The organism is Streptomyces sp. NPDC005931, assembly GCF_042871235.1.
GTDB lineage: Bacteria > Actinomycetota > Actinomycetes > Streptomycetales > Streptomycetaceae > Streptomyces.
Genome location: NZ_JBIAIG010000012.1, coordinates 42,591 through 59,917, shown reverse-complemented (window position 1 = coordinate 59,917; position 17,327 = coordinate 42,591). Strand labels below are relative to the sequence as shown.

The window sequence follows — 17,327 nt, the reverse complement described above, 5'->3', positions numbered from 1 at the left end:
GCCGCCGTCGCGGGTCAGCGCGGAACCGGCTCGGTGGCCACCTCGTAGGTCCGGTGCAGGAAGCGGGTGAGGGCCTTGGTCTCGAACTGGACCACCGACACCCCCTGCGGGGAGTGGAACTCCACCACGGCCTGCACCCGGCCGCACGGCCACACCCGCACCTCGCCGCTGCCCGCGGGCGTCCGCAGGCCCCGTTCCAGCAGGTCCCGCGAAAGGGTCCACTCGTGGGACGCCGGGCCGCCGGGCAGGCGCACCCGGACCGACCGGGGATCGTGCTCGGGGTCGTAGCGCAGGACCACCGGGACGGCGCCCTGGTCCTCTTCCTGGGGAGCATCCGCATCCGTGACGATGTGGGCCCGTGCGTACTGCTCGACTACGGACATCGGTCGGCCCCTTACGGTGCGCTACCAACATGGGCGACGGCGAGCCGCGAAACGCTGCTCACACCCTTTGTCCACTGTCCCACGGATCGCGGATTACGCCTCCGGGCGGTGTATCTCACACCGGCAGGGGGAGCCGGGGAAGGGCCGACGGCACCACGGGACGGGACGAGTTCCTCGCTCTTGCAAAACGTTCGCAACAAGCCACTATCATCGAACGGTGCATGTCCCTGACGGATTCATCAACGCGCCCGTGTCCGCCGCCACCGCGGTCGTCGCCGCCGGCGCCGTCGCCGTGAGCCTGCGCGGCGCGAGCCGGGAGCAGGGCGGGGAGCGGACGGCCCCGCTGGCCGGTCTCGTGGCGGCCTTCATCTTCGCCGTGCAGATGCTGAACTTCCCCGTCGCCGCGGGCACCAGCGGCCATCTGCTCGGCGGCGCGCTCGCCGCGATCCTCGTGGGTCCCTGGACCGGGGTGCTGTGCGTCTCCGTGGTCCTGGTGATGCAGGCCGTGCTCTTCGCCGACGGCGGCCTGACCGCGCTCGGCGTGAACATCACCGACATGGCGATCGTCACCACGGTCGTCGCCTACGCGCTGTTCCGGGGCCTGGTGGCGGTGCTGCCACGCACCCGGCGCTCGGTGACCGTGGCGTCCTTCGTGGCCGCGCTGGTCTCCGTCCCGGCGTCCGCAGTGGCCTTCACGCTCCTGTACGCGGTCGGCGGCACCACCGACGTCTCGATCGGCAAGGTCGCCACCGCCATGGTGGGCGTGCACGTCCTGATCGGCATCGGCGAGGCGGCGATCACCGCGCTGACCGTCGGCGCGGTGATCGCCGTGCGTCCCGACCTGGTGTACGGGGCGCGGGGCCTCCAGCAGCGGCTCAAGCTGCGGGTGAACGGCGAGCTGGTCGACGCCCCGGGGTCCGGGCCCGCGCCCGCCGCGGCCGCCCCCCGGTCCCGGCGGAGGTTCCTGGCCGCCGGTCTGATCACCTCGTTCGTCCTCGCCGGGTTCGTCAGCTTCTACGCCTCCGCCGACCCCGACGGCCTGGAGAAGGTCGCGGCCGACCACGGCATCGACGAGAGGACCGAGGAGCACGCCAACGCCGACTCCCCGCTCGCCGACTACGGCGTGAAGGGGTTCGACGACGCCCGGCTGTCCGGCGGCCTCGCGGGCGTGATCGGCGTCGGCGCGACGGTCGTAGCGGGCACCGGGGTGTTCTGGGTGGTGCGCAGGCGGCGCACGGACGAGGACGCCGCCACCGCCGCGCCCACGGACACGGCCGGCACGACGAGCACGAGCGTCTGACATGGGCGCCGGCCACGCGCACAGGCTCTACCGCCACGGGCACTCCCCGGTGCACGCCCTGCCGCCGCACACCAAGCTCGCCGCGGTCCTCGCCTTCGTGCTGGTGGTGGTGTCGACCCCGCGCGAGGCGGTCTGGGCGTTCGGGGTGTACGCCGCGCTGCTCGGCCTCGTCGCGTACGCGGCCCGGGTCCCGGCCGGCTTCCTGCTCAAACGCCTGCTCATCGAGGTGCCGTTCGTGGCGTTCGCGGTGCTGCTGCCCTTCGTGGCGGAGGGCGAGCGGGTCGACGTCCTCGGGCTGTCGCTCAGCGTGAACGGTCTGTGGGGCGCCTGGAACGTGCTGGCCAAGGGCACCCTGGGCGTGGCCGCCTCGGTCCTGCTGGCCGCCACCACCGAGCTGCGGGAACTGCTGCTGGGCCTCCAGCGACTCAGGCTGCCCCCGCTGCTGGTGCAGATCGCCTCCTTCATGATCCGCTACGGCGACGTCATCACCGACGAGATGCGGCGCATGCGGATCGCCCGCGAGTCCCGCGGTTTCGAGGCGCGCGGCATCCGGCACTGGGGGGTGCTGGCGAAGTCGGCGGGCGCGCTGTTCATCCGCTCCTACGAGCGCGGTGAGCGGGTGCACCTGGCCATGGTCAGCCGGGGGTACGCCGGCGCCATGCCGGTGATCGACGAGGTGACCGCGTCCCGGGCGCAGTGGTCGTACGCGCTGGCCCTTCCGTCCGCCGCCCTGGTGGTCTGTCTGTTCGGATGGGTGCTGTGATGGGTGCCGTGACTGCTTCCCTGGAGGTCTCCGGCCTCGCCTTCGCCTACCCCGACGGGCACCAGGCCCTGTTCGGCGTCGACTTCTCCATCGCCCGCGGCGAGCGGGTCGCGCTGCTCGGTCCGAACGGCGCCGGCAAGACGACCCTCGTGCTCCACCTCAACGGCATCCTGACCGGCGGGACCGGCACGGTGCGGGTCGCCGGACTGCCCGTGGACAAGCGGAACATGGCGGAGATCCGGCGCCGGGTCGGGATCGTCTTCCAGGACCCGGACGACCAGCTCTTCATGCCGACGGTGCGCGAGGACGTGGCGTTCGGGCCGGCGGCGGCCGGGCTGAAGGGGCCGGAGCTGGAGGAGCGGGTGGACCGTGCCCTGGGCCTGGTCGGCATGGCGGAGTTCAAGGACCGGCCCCCGCACCACCTGTCCTTCGGGCAGCGGCGCCGGGTGGCCGTGGCGACGGTGCTCGCGATGGAGCCGGAGATCCTGGTCCTGGACGAGCCGTCCTCCAACCTCGACCCCGCCTCCCGCCGCGAACTGGCCGACATCCTGCGCTCCCTGGACGTCACCGTGCTGATGGTGACCCACGACCTGCCCTACGCCCTCGAACTGTGCCCGCGCTCGCTGGTCCTCAGCGACGGGGTGATCGCGGCCGACGGCCCCACGGCCGAGCTCCTCGCCGACGACGCGCTGATGCGGGCCCACCGCCTGGAGCTGCCCTACGGCTTCGACCCCCGCTCGGTTCCGGCCACCGCTCCCGGGCCCTGAGCGGGCGACCGTCCCCGCCGGGCCGCCGTACGTGACAATGGGGCGCGTGACGAACGAGGAGACCACCCGTGAGGGCGCCTCGCTGCTCCTGGACGAGCAGCTGTGCTTCGCGCTGTACGCCGCCCAGCGCGCGGTGACGGCCGCGTACCGCCCGCTCCTCGACGAGCTGGGGCTGACCTATCCGCAGTACCTGGTCCTGCTGGTGCTGTGGGAGCGTGGCGAGACGACGGTCAAGGAGCTGGCGGCGGCCCTGCGCCTCGACTACGGCACGGTCTCGCCGCTGCTGAAGCGGCTCGAGGGAGCCGGTCTGGTGCGCCGGGAGCGTGCCGCCCACGACGAGCGCTCGGTGCTGATCGCCTGCACCGGGCGGGCGGAGGAGCTGCGGGAACGGGCGGCCCGGGTGCCCGGCGCGCTGCTCGCGGCGACGGAGCTGGAGGGCGTGGAGGCCGCGCGGCTGCGCGAGGAGCTGTGGCAGCTCGCCCGCAGGGCCGAGGCGGCCGCCGCCCGCTCCCGCTGACGCGAACTCCTCCTCTCGCCCGCCCTGCCCAGCCCTGCCCTGCCCTGCCCTGCCCTGCCCACTGCCGGTTACCCACGGTTACAGCCCCCGGCCCTCCCCAAGATCCTTACCAGCCAGTACCTTGTGCACGATGTAACTGCGCACCCAGCATTCCGAACACGGGGAAGGCCAGCCATGACCGAGGGCACCGCCGCCGCCACCGACACCCGCCCGACGAAGATCATGTACGTCGCCGAGGCCACCGCGCACGGCGGTCGCGACGGCTACGTCACCAGCCAGGACGGCAGGCTCGAGCTGAAGGTCGCGATGCCACCCCAGCTCGGCGGGGACGGCGACGGCACCAACCCGGAGCAGCTGTTCGCGGCCGGTTTCAGCTCCTGCTTCCACAACGCCCTGATCCTGGTCGGCAACCGCGCCGGCTACGACCTCACCGGCTCCACGGTCGCCGCGAAGGTCGGCATCGGCCCCAACAAGCAGCGCGGTTACGGCCTCGCCGTCGCTCTCAGCGTCTCCCTGCCGGTCCTGGACGCGGGCCTCGCCGCGCGCCTGGTCGACGCGGCCCACGAGGTCTGCCCTTACTCCAACGCCACCCGCGGCAACATCGACGTAACGATTGTTCTCGGCTGACGGAGCCCCGGAATCGCAGGCGAACGGCGGGCGTTGCACGCACTGTCGCAGGCGATCGGCAGCAGGGGAAGGGACGTACGGACGTGGACGTGCACGGCACAGTGGCCGCGGGCTTCGAGCCGGTGAGGGAAGCGTTCGCCCGGAACTTCGAGGCGCTCGGCGACCGGGGGGCGGCCGTGGCCGTGTACCGGGACGGGCACCGGGTGGTCGACCTGTGGGGCGGCGTGAAGCACCTCGACGGCGCCGAGCCGTGGGAGCGGGACACGGCACAGGTGGTGCGCTCGGCGACCAAGGGCGTTGCCGCCGCCGTCCTCCTGCTGCTGCACCAGCGCGGCGAACTGGACCTGGACGCGCCGGTCGGCGCGTACTGGCCCGAGTTCAAGGCGCACGGCAAGGAGCGGGTGTTGGTCCGGCACGTGCTCAACCACCGGGCCGGGCTGCCGGTCCTCGACCGTCCGCTCACCCCGCACCAGGCGCTCGACCCGCGACGGGGCGCCGAGGCGGTCGCCGCGCAGGCCCCCGCGTGGGAGCCGGGCACGGACCACGGCTACCACGCGCTCACCTACGGCTGGCTGCTGGACGAGCTGGTGCGGCGCGTGACCGGCCGCGGCACCGGCGAGTGCATCGCCACCGAGATCGCCCGCCCCCTCGGCCTGGACTTCTGGCTGGGGCTGCCCGAGGACCTGGCGCACCGCGTCGGAACGGTCGGTCCCGTCGAGGGCCCCGAACCCTCCGGCGTCCTGCGGGCCCGCCCCAAGCGCTCGGTCACCGACGCCTGGACCGACCCGTCCTCCCTGACCCGCCGCGCCTTCGCCGCGATCACCCCCTTCCCGGACCAGAACGACCCGGCCTTCCGCGCGGCTGCCCTGCCCGCCGCCAACGGCATCGCGACGGCGGACGGGCTGGCCCGCTTCTACGCGGCACTGATCGCCGAGATCGACGGCGTCCGCCTGTTCGACCCCGCCACCGTCGCCCTCGCCCGCGCCGAGGAGTCGGCGGGCCCCGACCGCGTCCTGGTGGTCGGCACCCGCTTCGGCCTCGGCTACATGCTGCACGGCAGCGCCTCACCCCTGCTGTCCCCGGGCTCGTTCGGCCACCCCGGCCGGGGCGGCACCCTGGGCTTCGCCGACCCCGGGACGGGCATCGCGTTCGCCTACGTCACCAACGGCTTCCGCAGGACGGTCACCGCTGACCCCCGGGCGCAGGCGCTGGTGCGGGCGGTGCGGCAGTCGCTCGGGTAACCGCGCGGGCGCCTGTCGTGCGGAACGCACCGCAGACGCCGCGGAGCCGGCACATGCGTCTGCGGCGTTGTCGTCGGGTGCGGACGGCCCTAGACGTGGATCGGATGCGACGTCCGGCCCGAGGCCTGGTCGATCTCGTCGTGTGCCTTGGTCAGCAGTTGCATCGCGAGTTCGTTGAGCGCCCGGGCCCCGGCGACCTCCTCCCCGACCCTGGGCTGATTCGCGTCGGTGTGGTGCCGGGTCGCGTGTCCCTGCGCCCGTACCTCGGACCCGTCGGGCAACCTCACCATCGCGACCGCGCGCGTGTGCTGGTCGTCCTCCTTGAACTCCATTTCCACGTGCCATCCCACAGCGGTGTGCATCATGACGATCACCTCCGGAACACCTAGTTCCAGGGTGCTCCTCGCACCGTCCGGACGCACCCCGCCATGCAGCGATGAATTCCGGCGGTCGGCCGGTCCGACCCCACGACACACCGGCCCGTGCCGACCAGGGGCGCGCTGCCCCGGGCGACGGGGTACGCCTGCCCGAAGCCGTCCGGAAGAGCGCGTCAGCAGCGCGTCGCAGGCGATGTGGACGGCGGCCGGGCCGATCGGGTACGGCCAGGCCCCGGCCGCCGGGAACGGACGAACGGAACGAACGGAACGAACGGCAGCAGGACCAGCCCGATCGGCAGCGCCGCCCGCGATCAGCGCCAACCCGCTGGCGTGTCGGCGATCCGGTGGGCGGGGCGTTCCAGCCGGCGTGGGTGACCGCGGCGAGCAGCACGGCCGCGGTCACCAGCAGGGTCACCGTCGGGGCTCGCGCACCTCCACCGGGGTGGCGCCGGCGTGGGCGATGAGGGTCTGGGGCTCCATCGGGAAGACGGTGTGGGGGTCCCGGCCGCGGCCCACACCGTGTCGTGGCCGAGCAGGGAGCGGTCGGCCAGGACACGGGTCGGGGTGCGGTGCCCGAACGGGGGACGCCGCCGATGGCGTATCCGGTGGCCTCGCGCACGACGTCGGCCCCGGCGCGGGTGACCTTCCCGGCCCCGAGCTCCTGCCGGACCCGCTCCACGTCCACCCGGGACGCCCCGTCCACGAGCACCAGCACCGGCACGCCGTCGGCCGCGAAGATCAGCGACTTGCAGATCTGGCTCGGTCCGCAGCCGATCGCGGCGGCGGCCTCCGCGGCGGTGCGGGTCGCCTCCGGGAAGCGGCGGACCCGTCCGATCACGTCGTGGAGGCCCAGCTCGCGCAGGGCCCCGGTGAAGCGGGGGAGGGCTCCGGAGCCTTCGGCGTCGGTGGCGGCTGCCGTCCTGCAGGGCACGGTAGCGACCGGTGGAGCGGCCCTGCGACCGGTTACCGGCACCGGCCGCACACGAGAGCCGGTGAGGGCACCCCGTCCCCATGGAAGCCCTCACCGGCCGGTCGGCGCACGGCAACCGCCGTCACACGCGGACCAGTTCCCGGTCCTCGTCCGGGTCCCTGGCGTCCAGGAAGCGCAGCCCCTCGCCCTCGACGTCCACGTTCGGCAGCACCCGGTCCAGCCACTTCGGCAGCCACCAGGCCTTCCCGCCGAGCAGGGCGAGGACCGCCGGGACGATCGCCATCCGCACGATGAACGCGTCGAAGAAGACGGCGATCGCGAGGCCGAAGCCGATCATCTTGACCATGGACTCGCTGGAGCCGATGAATCCGGAGAAGACCGCGATCATGATGATCGCCGCGGCGGTGACGACCCGCGCCCCGTGCCGGAAGCCGGTGACCACGGCCTGGCCGGGCTTCTCGCCGTGCACATGGGCCTCGCGCATCCGGGTCACCAGGAACACCTCGTAGTCCATCGCGAGGCCGAAGACCACGCCCACCATGAAGATCGGCATCATCGACATGACCGGACCGGTCTCCTCCACGCCCATCAGGCCGGACAGCCAGCCCCACTGGAAGACCGCGACGACCGCGCCGAGGGCCGCCGTCACCGACAGCAGGAAGCCGAGGGCCGCCTTCAGCGGGACCAGGATCGACCGGAACACCACGATCAGCAGCAGGAACGCCAGTCCCACGACCAGGATCAGGTACGGCACCAGCGCGTCGTTGAGCTTCTGGGAGACGTCGATGTTCATCGCGGTGGAGCCGGTGACCAGGACCTCCGCGTCCGTACCGGCCCTGATGTCCGCGCCCGCGTCACGAATGCCGTGCACCAGGTCCTCGGTGGTCGCCGACGAGGGCTGGGAGTCCGGGATCACGGTGATGGTAGCGGTGTCGCCGGCCTTGTTGGGGGCCGCCGGGCTGACCGTCACGACGTCGTCGAGGCCCTTGATCTCCTCACCGGCCCGCTGGAACGCGGCCTGCGGGTCGTCGCTGTCCTTCGCGTCGACCACGACCACCAGCGGGCCGTTGAAGCCGGGACCGAATCCGTCCGAGAGCAGGTCGTAGGCGCGGCGCTGCGTGGTGGACGTCGGCTGGGAGCCGTCGTCGGGCAGGCCCAGCTCCAGGGAGGCCGCGGGGACGGCCGCCGCGCCGAGCCCGAGCACACCGAGCAGCAGCACGGCGACGGGACGGCGGACGACGAAACCGGCCCAGCGGGTGCCCATGTTGGGGCGCTGCTGCCGCTCGGCGCCGCGACCGCCGCCGAGCAGCTTGCTCTTCTCGCCGGCCGGGCGGACCCTGCGGCCCGCGTAGCCGAGCAGCGCCGGGATCAGGGTTAGGGCGATCAGGACGGCGACGGCCACCGTGCCGGCGGCGGCGACGCCCATCTTGGTGAGCATCGGGATGTTGACGACGGACAGGCCCACCAGGGCGATCACGACGGTGAGGCCCGCGAAGACCACCGCGGAGCCCGCGGTGCCGACGGCCCGTCCGGCGGCCTCCTCGCGCTCGCGTCCCTCGGCCAGTTCGGCGCGGTAGCGGGAGACGATGAACAGCGCGTAGTCGATGCCGACGGCGAGGCCGATCATCGTGGCAAGGGTGGAGGTGGTGGAGCCGAGGTCGAGGGTGGCGGCCAGCGCGGTGATGCTCGCGACGCCGATGCCGACGCCGATGATCGCGGTGAGCAGCGGCAGGCCGGCCGCGAGCAGCGAGCCGAAGGTGACGACGAGGACGACCGCGGCGATGCCGATGCCGATGACCTCGGCGGCGCCGGTGTGCGGCACGGTCTGGAGGGCGTCGCCGCCGATCTCCACGGTCAGCCCGGCGTCGCGGGCTTCCTCGGCGGCGCCTTCGAGGGCGTCGCGGCTGGCGTCCTCGAGCTCCATGCCGGAGACCTCGTAGTTCACCGACGCGTAGGCGGTCGTCCCGTCACGGCTGACGCCGCCGCCCTGGTAGGGGTCGGTGACGCGGGCGACCTCGGTGCCGCCGGACAACTCCTTGACGGTCTGCTGGACGGTCGCCTTGTTCTCGGCGTCCGTCATCTTCTCGCCGGCGGGTGCCTTGAAGACGACGCGTGCGGTCGCCCCGTCGGCGCTGCTGCCGGGGAAGCGCTCCTCCAGCAGGTCGAACGCCTTCTGGGCCTCGGTGCCGGGGATGGAGAACGAGGTGGTGCCGGCGGCGGGCGCACCGGCCGCGCCGACGCCCGCGAGCGCCAGCAGCACCACCCAGAACAGGGCTATGAAGTGCCGTCGCCGGAAGGCGAACCGGCCGAGTCGGTAGAGGAAAGTGGCCACGAGGGCGTAACTCCCGGTCAGTCGTGGTTCTTCGGGGCAGGTGGGATCAGCCCGACGACGGTGGGGATACCGCCCATGCCGTTGCGGCGATGGGGGGAGGTGACGTCAGGTGGTGGCTGACCGTCAGGTGGTGGCTGACTGGTGGGACCGTGGGGACGGTCAGGGCACGGGGACGCCGAGGGCGGGGAGGACCACGGCGTCGACGTACGAGGTGAGGAATCTCCGTGTGGGCGGCAGGTCGTCGATCAGCGTCCGCGTGGCGAACGCGCCGACGAGCATGTGCACCATGTACTCCAGCGCCGGGTTGTCCGGGCGGACCTCGCCCCGGTCGACGGCGCGCTGGACGACCCGCCGGAACTCGTCGATCTCCGGTTCCACCAGGAGTTCCTTGAACGCCAGGCGCAGGTCGTCGTTCATGTGCACGGCCATGGCCAGGGCCCGCATCAGCGCGGCGTTCTGCTCCATGACGCAGTCGTCCTCGCGGCCGACGATGGCGTGCAGGTCGCCCCGCAGGGAGCCGGTGTCGATGTCGGCGATGCTCCCCGGCTTCTGGTGCCGCATGGCCTTCACCACCAGCTCGGCCTTGCCGCCCCACTGGCGGTAGAGCGTGGCCTTGCTGGACCGGGTGCGGGCGGCCACGGCGTCCATGGTGAGGGCGTCGTAGCCGACCTCGCGGAGCAGGTCGAGCACCGCCGTGTACAGCTCGGCCTCGCGCTCGGGGGTGATCCGGCTGCGACGCGCCGTCGCGACTTCCGCCATCCCGTTCACCTTTCTCCGCTCGGGCCGTTCCCCAGGACCGTTCACTCGGGACCGTCCGCCCGGCACTCCACATCCGAACGATACTGTTTCGTACACCAAGAAGGTACCCCGGCCTCCAAAGAAACGAAACCGTTTCGTACGTGCTCTGGGTCACGTCGGGTGCCGGAGGGCGGCGCACCTCCACCACGGGTGCCCGGTTCGGCACGAGTTGCTCCCGTCCGTCCACCGGAAAAGCATGGGGAGGTGAGCTACCTGCGCCTGCCGCACCTCAACGGCGACCTGCTGTGCTTCGTGGCCGAGGACGACCTGTGGATCGCCCCGCTGGACGCCCGCTGCCGGGCCCGGCGGCTCACCGTCGACCGCACCAAGCTCGGGCACCCCCGCTTCTCGCCCGACGGCCGGCACATCGCGTACACGAGCTGGCGCAGCCTGGACCCCGAGGTCCATCTCGTGCCGGTGGACGGCGGACCGGGTACCCGCCTGACCTACTGGGGGAGCTCCGACACCCGGGTCTGCGGCTGGGCTCCCCCCGACGCGGACGGCCACAGCGAGATCCTCGCCGTCGCCTCCCACGGCGAGCCCTTCTCCCACTTCACCTGGGCCTACAAGCTCACCCCCGACGGCAGCCCCGGCCGCAAGCTCCCCTGGGGGCCGGTGGCCGACATTCAGGTCGCCGACGTCGCCGGGGAACGCCGCACGCTGCTGCTCACCGGCACCCCGCCGCACGAACCCGCCGCCTGGAAGCGCTACCGGGGCGGCGCCACCGGCAGGCTCTGGCTGCACGGGCAGCGGCTCCTCGAGGGGCTCGGCGGCCACCTGCACTCCCCGATGTTCGTCGGCGGCCGCATCGCCTTCCTCTCCGACCACGAGGGCGTCGGCAACCTCTACTCGTGCGCGTACGACGGTTCCGGCCTGCGCCGCCACACCGACCACGACGCCTTCTACGCCCGGCACGCCGCGAGCGACGGCACCCGGGTCGTCTACCAGTGCGCCGGCGGCCTGTGGCTCGTGGACGACCTGTCCCCGGGCTCCGTCCCGCGCCGCCTCGACGTCCGACTGGGCGGCCCCCGGGCCGGGCGGCGCCGCTACCAGGTGCCCGCCGCCCAGCACCTCGACGGCCTCGCGGTGGACGAGACGGGCCGTGCCAGTGCCGTCGTCGTCCGCGGGAGCCTGTACTGGCTCACCCACCGCGACGGCCCCGCCCGCACCCTCACCGACGTCCCCGGCGTACGGGTGCGGCTGCCGGAGATGCTCGGCGCGAGCGGCCAGGTGGCCTACGTGACGGACGCCGAGGGCGAGGACGCCGTCGAGATCGCCTCGCTGCCGCGGGCGAGCGGCCCCCGCGCCACCCGGCGGCTCGCGCCGGGGAGGCTGGGCCGGGTGCTGAAGATGGTCGCGGACCCGGACGGCGAGCGCCTGGCCGTGGCCGCGCACGACGGGCGGCTGCTGCTGGTCCCCACCGGCGAGGACGCCGACGGCGAGGTCACCGAGCTGATCCGCTCCGTCAACGGCCCCGTGCGCGACCTCGCCTTCTCCCCCGACGGGGCGTGGCTGACCTGGTCGCACCCCGGAATCGGGCGCAGCCTGCGGCAGATCAAGCTCGCCCGCATCGAGGACCGGCACATCGTCGACGTCACCAACGGCCGCTTCGAGGACGAGAACCCGGTGTTCACCCGGGACGGCCGCTACCTGGCCTTCCTGTCGTGGCGCGGCTTCGACCCGGTGTACGACGTGCACACCGGCGACCTGTCCTTCCCCCTCGGCTGTCGCCCGTACCTGGTGCCGCTGTCGTCGGCGACGCCGTCCCCCTTCGCCCTGAATCCCGAGGGCCGTCCGGCCGCCGGGGGCCTGGACCCGGTGGAGCAGGAGGAGGGCGAGGAGGGCGGCGCGGTCACCGTCGAGGCCGAAGGGCTGGAGAGCAGGGTGACCCCGTTCCCGGTCGCCGCCTCCAAGTACTCGGCGCTGCACCCGGTCGCGGGCGGTGGGCTGGTGTGGCTGCGCTGGCCGATCTCCGGCGCGCTCGGCGAGACCTTCGCCAACCCGGACGACACCAGCGGCCGGCCGACCCTGGAGCACTTCACCGTCAGCCGGGCCAAGAAGGCCGAACTCGTCGAGCACCTGGACTTCTTCGCGGTCAGCGGCGACGGAAACCGGCTCGTGGTGGTCGACGAGGGCGAGCTGCGCGCGGTGCCCGCGACCGAGCCCGGTGACAGCGACTCCACGGTGTGGATCGACGCCCGCCGCATCCTGCACGAAGCCGACCCGGCCGCCGAGTGGCGCCAGGCGTACGCGGAGGCCGGGCGACTGATCCGCGCCTACTTCTGGGAACCCGGCATGTGCGGCCTCGACTGGGAGGCGGTGCTGGAGCAGTACCGCCCGCTGGTCGAACAGGTCGCCTCCCCCGACGAGTTCGCGGACCTGCTGCGCGAGGTGCTCGGCGAACTCGGCACCTCGCACGCCTACGTCACCGCCGCCCGCCGCAACGAGGGCCCACCGCACTACCAGCGCCGCCAGGGCCTGCTCGGCGCCAACCTCGTGTGCAGGGAGGGGCGTTGGACCGTACGGCGGATTCTGCCCGGTGACTCCTCGGACTCCCGGGCCCGCTCCCCGCTGGCCGGCACCGGCATCCGCAAGGGCGCGGTCCTCACCCACGTCGACGGCCGTCCGGTGGACCCGGTGACCGGCCCCTACCCGCTGCTCGCGGGCGCGGGCGGCACGACGGTGGAGCTGACCTTCGGTCCCGCACGGGGCGAGGGCCCGCCCCGGCGGGTGGCCGTCGTCCCGCTGATCGACGAGACGCCGCTGCGCTACCAGGACTGGGTGGCCAAACGCCGGGAGCTCGTCAGGGAGTTGAGCGGTGGGCGCTGCGGCTACCTGCACATTCCCGACATGGGCGGCTCGGGCTGGGCGCAGTTCAACCGGGACCTGCGCATGGAGGTCTCCCGCCCGGCGCTGCTCGTGGACGTGCGCGGCAACGCCGGCGGTCACATCAGCGAGCTGGTGGTGGAGAAGCTGACCCGCACGATCCTGGGCTGGGACCTCACGCGTGACGCCCAGCCCGTGTCGTACGCCTCCAACGCCCCGCGCGGACCGGTGGTCGCCCTCGCGGACGAGGCGACCAGCTCCGACGGCGACATGATCACCGCCGCCTTCAAACTGCTGGGACTGGGCCCGGTGGTGGGCCAGCGCACCTGGGGCGGTGTGGTCGGCATGACCGGCCGCCACCGGCTCGGCGACGGCACGGTGATCACGGTGCCGATGAACGCGGCCTGGTTCGACGCCTACGGCTGGTCGGTGGAGAACAAGGGCGTCACCCCCGACGTGGAGGCACTGCGCACCCCGCTGGACTGGGCGGAGGGCCGCTACGCCCAGCTCGACGACGCGGTCCGGCTGGCGCTGCAGCTGCTGGAGACCAACCCTCCGGCCACTCCCCCGACCTACCGCGACGTCCCCGACCGCTCCCGCCCGAAGCTGCCGCCGAGGACGTGACGGTGGGGGCGGGCGGCGGGGACGCGAGAAGGGGCGCCCCGCCGGGGGGCACCCCTTCCGCTTCAGCGCATGACGTCAGGCGTCATAGTCCCGGTCGAGACGGTCCTCGGGCTCCCGCTCGCGCTGCGGGCTGTCCGTGTCCTCCTCGCGCCGGCGGCCGCGGTTCTGCATCTGCTCCTTGCCCTGCTGGGCCCGCTGCTTGGCCTGCTGCTGGAGCCGCTCGGACTTCTCCTGGAACTGGTCCTTGATACCCATGTGGGTTCACTCCCGTGTGGGGTGGGGGAACTTGCCCGATCAGACTCACACGGCCGGCCACCCTGCGCATGTCGATCACTTACGCTGCGTAGTCCGGTGCTGTTCGTCGGCGTTGCCGCCGGCCCCGACCAGCCCCATCCGCATCCCGTCGAGCCGGTCCGCGAACCGCCGCATCTCCCGTTGCCCCACCGTCCCGATGACCGCGGGCAGATACCCGCGCACACCCTGCATCCCACGCAGCCACCACTGCCCGTACACATGGGCGGCGCGCCGCTCGACACCGTCCACGATCCGGTCCACGGCGGGGCCCAGCGGATAGGTCCTGTTCGCCGGCCAGGGCAGCCGCTGCCGCAACTCCCGCATGACCTCGTCCTGGTCGGCCCCGCGCACCATGTCGGTGTCGGTCCAGGACAGATAGCCGACGCCGACCTTCACGCCCCGGTACCCGACCTCGGCGCGCAGACTGTGCGCATACGCCTCCACGCCCGACTTGGACGCGCAGTACGCGGTCATCATCGGTGCCGGGGTGATCGCGGCGAGCGAGGCGATCTGGAGCAGATAGCCGCGGCTCTCGGTCAGCAGCGGCAGGAAGGCGCGGGCGGTGACCGCCGAGCCGATCAGGTTGACCTCGATCACCCGCCGCCAGGCGTCCGGGTCGGAGTCGACGAACGGACCGCCGGTCGCCACACCGGCGTTGGCCACGACGATGTCGACCTTGCCGAACCGTTCCTTGACCTCCGTCGCGACCCGGGCCATCGCCTCGTGGTCGGTGACGTCGGCGTACCAGTGGTCGCTGTCGCCGTGCAGTCGCGCCGAGACCTGCTTGAGCGCGTCCGGCTCCAGACCGACCAGCGCCACCTTCACTCCGCGCGCGGAGAGCTTGCGGGCCAGCAACTCCCCCACTCCGCGCGCCGCTCCGGTGACGACGGCGACCTGGCCTTCGAGACGGACCCTGCTCATGCGCTCTCCTCGACGGGTGCGGTGCGGATGTGGGCGGCAACGAGCGCCCCGATCTTCCCGGTGACCAGCTCGGGTGCCTCGACCGGGGTCATGTGGCCGATCCCGGGGAGTTCGGTGAGGCCGAGGCAGTCGGGCAGCGCGGCGGCCAGCGTCCGTGCGTGCACCGGCGGGGTGAGCCGGTCCGCCGAACCGGCGACGACCTCGGTCGGCACCCTCAACTCGCCGACGGCGGAACCGAGATCGAGCGGCTCGAACAGCTGCGACCAGGCGTGGCGCACCCGGGTGGGGCAGGCGTGCACGATGCGGGCGCACGCGTCCACCAGATGCGGGGCCGAAGCGGGGCCCATCGTCCCGTACTTGAGGATGCGGCGGGACAGCGGCGTGACCGGCCCGAGCGGCGCGCGGGAGCCGAGAACGCGCCTGGTCAGCCAGGTCCGCACCCGGCCCGGGCGCAGCGGCAGCACCGTCGACTCGGCGACCAGACGCGAACCGCCCGTGCTGCACAGCAGGACGGCCGCGGCGTGCTCCCGGAACGCCGGGCGGGCGGAGGCGGCCATGATCGCCATGCCACCCATGGAGTGCCCGGCGATCACGGCCCGCTCGCCCGGCGCGAGGGTGGCGGTCAGTACCGCTTCCAGGTCGTCGGCGAGGGCATCACCGGTGCAGACGGGGCTCGCGGGGCTGCGGCCGTGGCCGCGCTGGTCGTAGGCGATGACGCGATGGTGGGCGGTGAGTTCGCGGATCTGCGCGGACCAGAAGAGGGTCGAGCAGGTCCAGCCGTGGGCGAGGACGACCGCGGGGGCGTCGTCCGGACCGTGCACCTCGACGTGCAGGCGGGAGCCGTCGGCGGAGACGGCGGTCAGCTCGCGTGCGGCGGGCAGCGGGGCGTAGGGCCCGGAGGTGATGCGGGTCAGCCGGCTCACGCGGTCACCTCGGCGTTCTCCTGGGTACCGCCCCGCGCGTCGCGCTGTGCGTCCCGCGGCGCGGCGGGAGCCCGCAGGACGGCGTACTCGGTGAGGTCGACCCGCCTGGTCGCCCGCCGGAACTCGCCGGTCGTCCCGGGCCAGATGGTCGTGTTGCGGCCGTTCTCGTCCAGGTACCAGCTGGTGCAGCCGCCGGTGTTCCACACCGTGCGCTTCATCCGGTCCTGCACCCGGCGGTTCCAGGCGTGCACGGCGCTCGGGCGGGCGTCGAGGGCGACCCGGCCGCCGAGGACGTCGAGCTGGCGCAGGTAGTCGGCCATGTAGTTCAGCTGGGACTCGATCATCAGGATCATGGACGAGTTCCCGAGACCGGTGTTGGGCCCGATGATCGTCATCCAGTTGGGGAATCCGGCGGCCGAGGCGCCTCGCAGGGCCTCCATGCCGCCCGTCCACGTCTCGGCGAGCGTCCTGCCCTCCGCCCCGACGACCCGCTCGGCGATGGGCATGTCGGTCACGTGGAAACCGGTGCCGAAGACGATCGCGTCGACCTCGGCCCGGGTGCCGTCGGCGGCCACCACGGTCGCCCCGCGGACCTCGCTCAGGCCGCTCGCGACGACGTCCACATTGGGCTGTGTGAGCGCCGGGTAGTAGGTGTTGGAGAGCAGGATCCGCTTGCAGCCGATGCGGTAGTCCGGGGTGAGCTTGGCACGCAGGGCCGGGTCCTTGACCGCGCGGGCCATGTTGCGCCGGGCCAGTTTCTCCACGAAACCCAGTTCGTCGGGGCGCTTGGTGAACGCCTGGACCTGCAACTCCCGCACGCCCCACAGCAGTCCGCGGCGCAGCTGGGTGGTGAAGGGCAGCGCCCGGTGCAGGGCCCGCTCGGCGCCGCTGATGGCCCGGTCGACGCGGGGCAGGACCCAGGCGGGGGTGCGCTGGAAGAGGGTGAGCCGGGAGACCAGCGGCTGGATGGCCGGCACGATCTGGATGGCGGAGGCCCCGGTGCCGACCATCGCCACGCGCTGGCCGCGCAGGTCGTAGTCGTGGTCCCAGCGGGCGGAGTGGAACACCTTTCCGGGGAAGGTGTCCAGCCCCGGGATGGCGGGGACCTTGGGGTCGGACAGCGGTCCGGTGGCCGACACCACGACGTCGGCGCTGAGGCTTCCGCTGCCGGTCTCGATGTCCCAGCGCAGCAGCTCGGTGTTCCACACCATCCGCTTGACCTCCGAGTCGAAGCGGATGTGCGGGCGCAGCCGGAAGACGTCGGTGACGTGCTCCAGGTAGGCCCGGATGTGCTCCTGCCCGGAGAAGGAGCGCGGCCAGTCGGGGTTGGGCGCGAAGGAGAACGAGTACAGGTGCGAGGGCACGTCGCAGGCGCAGCCGGGGTAGCTGTTGTCGCGCCAGGTGCCGCCGACGCTGCCGGCCCGCTCCAGGACGACGAAGTCGGTGATCCCCTCGCGCCGCAGCCGCACGGCGGCACCCAGCCCGCCGAACCCGGACCCGACCACCGCGACCCGTACATGTTCGTGCTCGTGCTCGGCCATCCCGTAAGCCTCCACGCCTCGCCGAAGAACCATGCCAGTGAACACTGGCGCAGTGGGGAGCGTAGAGCAGCGCCGTACCGATGGGTAGGGGGCGGGAGCCGAAAGTTACCGCCGGTAGGCCACCGCGGGGCGGGCCGCCGGCGGACAGGCGGGGCACCGGCG

The 17,327-nt window shown here is 73.0% G+C and carries 15 protein-coding genes and 1 pseudogene; 7 read left to right on the top strand and 9 right to left on the bottom strand.

Annotation, left to right across the window (positions count from 1 at the left end; translation table 11 throughout):
- Positions 1–14: 14 nt before the first annotated feature.
- Positions 15–383 carry an SsgA family sporulation/cell division regulator gene (locus tag ACFYOV_RS25275; RefSeq protein ID WP_389090964.1) on the bottom strand — a complete coding sequence of 123 codons (369 nt, stop codon included), beginning with the start codon at positions 381–383 and terminating at the stop codon, positions 15–17.
- A gap of 217 nt (positions 384–600) precedes the next feature.
- Here ACFYOV_RS25275 and ACFYOV_RS25270 point away from each other — a divergent pair, with 217 nt between their 5' ends.
- The 6 genes from ACFYOV_RS25270 (at position 601) to ACFYOV_RS25245 (ending at position 5,598) form a co-directional block, all read left to right on the top strand.
- A complete protein-coding gene (locus ACFYOV_RS25270; protein ID WP_389090961.1) occupies positions 601–1,683 on the top strand; it encodes an energy-coupling factor ABC transporter permease in 1,083 nt (360 codons plus the stop codon).
- Position 1,684: 1 nt separating this feature from the next.
- Entirely contained in the window at positions 1,685–2,446 is a 762-nt protein-coding gene (gene cbiQ, locus ACFYOV_RS25265; RefSeq protein ID WP_389090958.1) for a cobalt ECF transporter T component CbiQ, read from the top strand.
- On the top strand, positions 2,446–3,213 hold the full coding sequence (locus ACFYOV_RS25260; protein WP_389090956.1) for an energy-coupling factor ABC transporter ATP-binding protein: 768 nt from the start codon (positions 2,446–2,448) through the stop codon (positions 3,211–3,213). Before cbiQ ends, ACFYOV_RS25260 begins: the two co-directional genes overlap by 1 nt.
- A gap of 46 nt (positions 3,214–3,259) precedes the next feature.
- The gene (locus ACFYOV_RS25255) at positions 3,260–3,730 is read left to right on the top strand and encodes a MarR family winged helix-turn-helix transcriptional regulator (RefSeq protein WP_389090953.1); all 471 of its coding nucleotides are present in this window, start codon (positions 3,260–3,262) and stop codon (positions 3,728–3,730) included.
- Between the two features lie 174 nt (positions 3,731–3,904).
- Entirely contained in the window at positions 3,905–4,357 is a 453-nt protein-coding gene (locus tag ACFYOV_RS25250; RefSeq protein WP_389090951.1) for an organic hydroperoxide resistance protein, read from the top strand.
- 83 nt (positions 4,358–4,440) lie between these two features.
- A complete protein-coding gene (locus ACFYOV_RS25245) occupies positions 4,441–5,598 on the top strand; it encodes a serine hydrolase domain-containing protein (protein WP_389090948.1) in 1,158 nt (385 codons plus the stop codon).
- An 89-nt stretch (positions 5,599–5,687) separates the two neighbouring features.
- Here ACFYOV_RS25245 and ACFYOV_RS25240 read toward each other — a convergent pair whose 3' ends face one another.
- The 4 genes and pseudogenes from ACFYOV_RS25240 to ACFYOV_RS25225 form a co-directional block, all read right to left on the bottom strand.
- Positions 5,688–5,963 (bottom strand): DUF1876 domain-containing protein, encoded by a 276-nt coding sequence (locus ACFYOV_RS25240; RefSeq protein ID WP_389090946.1) that lies wholly within the window; start codon positions 5,961–5,963, stop codon positions 5,688–5,690.
- A 423-nt stretch (positions 5,964–6,386) separates the two neighbouring features.
- Positions 6,387–6,906, bottom strand: a pseudogene (locus tag ACFYOV_RS25235) (YbaK/EbsC family protein).
- A gap of 121 nt (positions 6,907–7,027) precedes the next feature.
- Positions 7,028–9,238, bottom strand: coding sequence for an MMPL family transporter (locus ACFYOV_RS25230; protein ID WP_389090944.1), 2,211 nt, complete (start codon positions 9,236–9,238; stop codon positions 7,028–7,030).
- 159 nt (positions 9,239–9,397) lie between these two features.
- Positions 9,398–9,997 carry a TetR/AcrR family transcriptional regulator gene (locus ACFYOV_RS25225; protein WP_389090943.1) on the bottom strand — a complete coding sequence of 200 codons (600 nt, stop codon included), beginning with the start codon at positions 9,995–9,997 and terminating at the stop codon, positions 9,398–9,400.
- Positions 9,998–10,240: 243 nt separating this feature from the next.
- On the opposite strand from ACFYOV_RS25225, the gene ACFYOV_RS25220 reads away from it, so the two are divergent.
- Entirely contained in the window at positions 10,241–13,486 is a 3,246-nt protein-coding gene (locus ACFYOV_RS25220; protein WP_389090940.1) for a S41 family peptidase, read from the top strand.
- A 75-nt stretch (positions 13,487–13,561) separates the two neighbouring features.
- Here ACFYOV_RS25220 and ACFYOV_RS25215 read toward each other — a convergent pair whose 3' ends face one another.
- The 4 genes from ACFYOV_RS25215 to ACFYOV_RS25200 all read right to left on the bottom strand — a co-directional run bounded on the left by ACFYOV_RS25215 (position 13,562) and on the right by ACFYOV_RS25200 (position 17,165).
- Entirely contained in the window at positions 13,562–13,741 is a 180-nt protein-coding gene (locus tag ACFYOV_RS25215; RefSeq protein ID WP_389090939.1) for a hypothetical protein, read from the bottom strand.
- A gap of 75 nt (positions 13,742–13,816) precedes the next feature.
- A complete protein-coding gene (locus ACFYOV_RS25210) occupies positions 13,817–14,701 on the bottom strand; it encodes an SDR family oxidoreductase (RefSeq protein ID WP_389090937.1) in 885 nt (294 codons plus the stop codon).
- Positions 14,698–15,624, bottom strand: coding sequence for an alpha/beta fold hydrolase (locus tag ACFYOV_RS25205; protein WP_389090935.1), 927 nt, complete (start codon positions 15,622–15,624; stop codon positions 14,698–14,700). Before ACFYOV_RS25205 ends, ACFYOV_RS25210 begins: the two co-directional genes overlap by 4 nt.
- Positions 15,621–17,165, bottom strand: coding sequence for a flavin-containing monooxygenase (locus ACFYOV_RS25200; RefSeq protein WP_389090934.1), 1,545 nt, complete (start codon positions 17,163–17,165; stop codon positions 15,621–15,623). Before ACFYOV_RS25200 ends, ACFYOV_RS25205 begins: the two co-directional genes overlap by 4 nt.
- Positions 17,166–17,327: the final 162 nt, after the last annotated feature.